This window comes from Anaerolineae bacterium (genome assembly GCA_014360855.1).
GTDB lineage: Bacteria > Chloroflexota > Anaerolineae > JACIWP01 > JACIWP01 > JACIWP01.
In genome coordinates, this window is sequence record JACIWP010000259.1 from 1 (window position 1) to 4,142 (window position 4,142).

1 protein-coding gene is annotated in these 4,142 nt (G+C 67.7%); it reads left to right on the plus strand.

The window, feature by feature from the left end; translation table 11 throughout:
* Positions 1-4,142: hypothetical protein (locus H5T60_12210; GenBank protein MBC7243196.1), on the plus strand; the 4,142-nt coding region annotated here is incomplete at both ends.

Here is a 4,142-nt window from a genome sequence, read left to right on the forward strand (position 1 = left end):
GATCCCTCTATCGAGGTCGCTTACGGCGGTAATCCCCTGCCCTTCTCCACGGTGGACGGGCTGGTGGCCATTGGGCTGGCGACGGCCACTCCGACGCCGACGCCTGGTTTGGTGACGGTGCGGGTTCAGCCGGCGTTCTACGCCGCGTCGCTGGGCGAGACCTTTGCGGTGAGCCTGATGATTGACGCCGGCGCCCAGCCGATTGACGGCGCAGATGTCCTCCTGCAGTTCAACCCGACCTATCTCTCGATTATCGGCGCCGACAATGGGGCCACACTGCCCATTGTCCTGACGAAAACCTGGGACAATGCCGCCGGCACCTTCCGCTATGCCGCCGGCCGCGACTTCATGGCCCCGCCGCCCAGCGGCACCTTCGAGCTGGTGCGCATCTGGTTCCACGCGGATGCGCTGACTGCCGGCACCCCGCTGAGCTTCGATGCCGGCGCGACCGACGTGGTCTTCGCCGGCGGCTCGGTGCTGGGTTCCCTGCAGGACGGGACGGTGCAGATCATCGCCGGCACCGTGACGCCAACCTTGACGCCCACCCCCACCCCGACTTTTATCGGTGGGGTGACGCCCACCAACGAGTGGGTGAACTTCTACGGTGTGAGCTCTCTGCTGAACGGCAGTCCTCTGCCCATTGGGGCAGTGGTGCGCGCCTATGATCCCGACGGCGTCAACTGCGGCATCTGGGTGGTCAACGCCGTGGGCCAGTACGGTCTGATGGCGGTCTACCGCGACGACCCCTCCACGCCGGCGGATGAAGGCGCGGTCCCCGGTGATACCATCATCTTTACCATCAACGGCATCCCGGCCACTCCCATGGGGCCGGATGCGCCCACCTGGACGGCCATGGGGGATGTGCGGCATGTGGAGCTGAACGCCGTGGCGGCGGCGACGGCCACCCCGACCGTCACCAACACGCCCACCCGGACGCCGACGTTCACGGCCACGGCCACATCTACTGCCACGCACACGCCGACGGCGACTACGCCGGCGACGGCCACGCATACCCCGACCGCCACGCCGACCAGCCCGGCGCCGACCGCGACCCATACGCCGACCCCCACCGGCCCGGCACCGACGGCTACCCCGACCGCCACGCCGGCCGGCACCCCGATCACCACCAACCTGTGGGTGGACTTCTACGGGACGAACTCCTTCTTCTCCGGCAGTCCCCTGCCCATTGGCGCTGTGGTGCAGGCCTATGACCCGGACGGGGTGCTGTGCGGGCAGTTCACCGTGCACACCGCCGGCCAGTACGGCATCATGCCGGTCTACGGCGATGACCCGATGACGCCCGAGGACGAGGGCGCGCGGTCCGGCGATACCATCACCTTTACCATCAACGGCGTGCCGGCCACACCGCTGGGCCCGGATGACCCCATTTGGACGACGCACGGCGACCGCCGGCATGTGGAGCTGAACGCGGTGCCCTCGGCGGCCACCGCGACCCCGACGACAGCTACCATGACCGCCACGCCAACCGCGACCGCCACTGCCACGCATACGGCGACAGCCACGTTCACGCATACGCCGGCGGCCACGTTCACGCACACGCCGACCCCCACTGCCACCTGGACGCCGACGGCCACCGCCACGCACACGCCAACCCGCACGCCGACGGCGACCGCACCTGTGACCGGCACACCCACGCCGACACCGCCGGGCGGCATCGTCATCACCAACGAGTGGGTGAACTTCTACGGGCTGGACTCCTATCTGGACGGCCTGCCCTTACCGTTAGGGGCGGAGATTCGGGCCTATGACCCCGACGGCGTCCTGTGCGGCGTATTCACGGTGGTGATGCCTGGGCAGTACGGCTTACTGCCGGTCTATCGCGATGATCCCGCAACGCCGGCGGATGAAGGAGCCGATCCCGGGGATATCATCCACTTCACCATCAACGGCGCGCCGGCGGTGCCCATGGGTCCGGATGAGCCTGTCTGGACGAGCAACGGCGACCTGCGGCATGTGGAGCTGAACGCGGTGAGCGCGGCGCCGACGCCGACCCGTACGTTCACGCCCACCATGACGCCGACCGGGACAGTGCCGGCGACGGCCACGGCCACACCGACAGCCACCGCCACGCGCACGCCGACGCCCACGGGAGTGACACCTACGGCTACCAGCACCCCCACCCGCACGCGCACACCCACGCCGACGGGGACGCCGGGCGTCGTCATCCCCACCAATGAGTGGGTCAACTTCTACGGCGTCAACTCCTTCCTGGACGGCGCGCCCCTGCCCGTGGGCGCTGTGGTGCGGGCGTACGACCCGGATGGGGTGCTGTGCGGGCTGTTCGTCACCACCATGCCAGGCCAGTACGGCATCATGGCGGTCTATCGCGATGATCCGCTGACCGCTGTGGACGAGGGCGCTCGCCCGGGTGATACCATTTCGTTCACCATCAACGGCTGGCCGGCCACGCCCATGGGCCCGGATACGCCGGTCTGGACCAGCAACGGCGATCTGCGGCACGTGGAGCTGAACGCCGTGAGTTCCGTCACAGGGTATCAGGCATTACTGCCCATGATCGCGCGCGAGTATGCCGGGCCGACGCCGGCGCCCACCGCGACCCCCACACGCACCGCCACGTTCACGCCCTCGCCGACGCGCACCATCACGCCGACGTTCACCCCGACCTCGACGCCGACGATCACCCGCACGCCGACGGTGACATACACGCCGACCGTGACGCGCACGCCCACGGCCACCACAACGCCGGGCGCCGGCAGTGCCATTTACGGGTTCGTCTATCATGACATGAACGGCAACGGCGTGTGGGACATGGCGGAGCCCACGCTCTCGGGCGCCTTGCTGACCCTGGACGGTATCTACACGTACACCACCTCGTGGGACGGGTATTACTACTTCGGCGGGCTGACGCCGGGCATGCATACGCTGGTGGAGACCAACCCGCCCGGATACCCGGTCTCGACCACGCCGGACACCATCAATTTCGAGATCCCCATGATGGGCGCCATCGTGCGGTATGATTTCGGCGATCGGCCGACGGCGGTGCCCACCCCGACGCCGACGGCCACGGTGGAATGTCCGCCGCCGTTTACTGTGGATGACCTGGACCCGGGCTTTGCCCGCTTCGGGACCACCGCCTACTGGCACGGCGTCAACACGGGATACGCCGGCCATATGTGGTGGACGCTTTCCAACGGCACCGTCGTGGATAACTGGGCGCGCTGGCAGCCGGTGGTGCCCGCCACGATGCGGTACCGGGTGGAGGTGTACATTCCCGCCGGCTATTCCGCCTACACACCCACCTCCAGCGCCCGCTATATGGTCTATCATCGCGACGGCGTTACACCGGTGGTGGTGAATCAGGCGGCGCACCCCAACGAGTGGGTGAGCCTGGGCGAGTTCTGCTTCACCGCCGGCACGAGCGGCCGGGTGGAGCTGACGGATGCGACTGGCGAGGCGGTCGGCACACGCTCCATCGCCTTCGATGCGGTGCGCTGGACCTGCCTGGGGCCGTGCGGGCCGGTTGTCGGCACGCCGACTCCTACGCCGACTGCAACGCTCACGCCGGCACCCACGGCAACCCCGACGCCGACCAGCACTCCTCTGCCGCCGTCCTGCTCGCAGATCATCGTGAATCCGGGCTTTGAGTATGATGGCGCCTGGAGCATGCTGGGGGCCAAGCCAGGCAGATACACGACCCTCGACAGGTATGCCGGCCTGCGCTCGGGCCTGATGGGCATCCTGCCCGAGGAAATCGATTTCGAGGCGCACAGCTCCATCTTCCAGCAGATCACCATTCCGGCGGATGCCCGGTCGGCCACCCTGCGCTTCTGGTATAAGCCGTTCGCGCAGGCGCCGCACGCCGGCGATCCAGCCGCCTATGACTGGACCGGCTTTGCGCCCGGTAAGGAGGTGAGGTCAGCGGACCTGCCGGCTGTGGTGGATGGCAAGCCCAACTGGTCGTACGACGACTGGCAGTTCGCGCTCATCCGCTACGGCTATCTGGGTCAGCAGTGGGCGTACGTGCTGATGACCAACTCCAACGCCGGCGTCTGGATGGAAAGGACCTATGACCTGATGCCGTGGAGAGGGCAGGATATCTGGGTGCACTTTGAGGTGCGCAACGATGGGGATGGGGCGCGAAGCTGGATGTTTGTGGATGA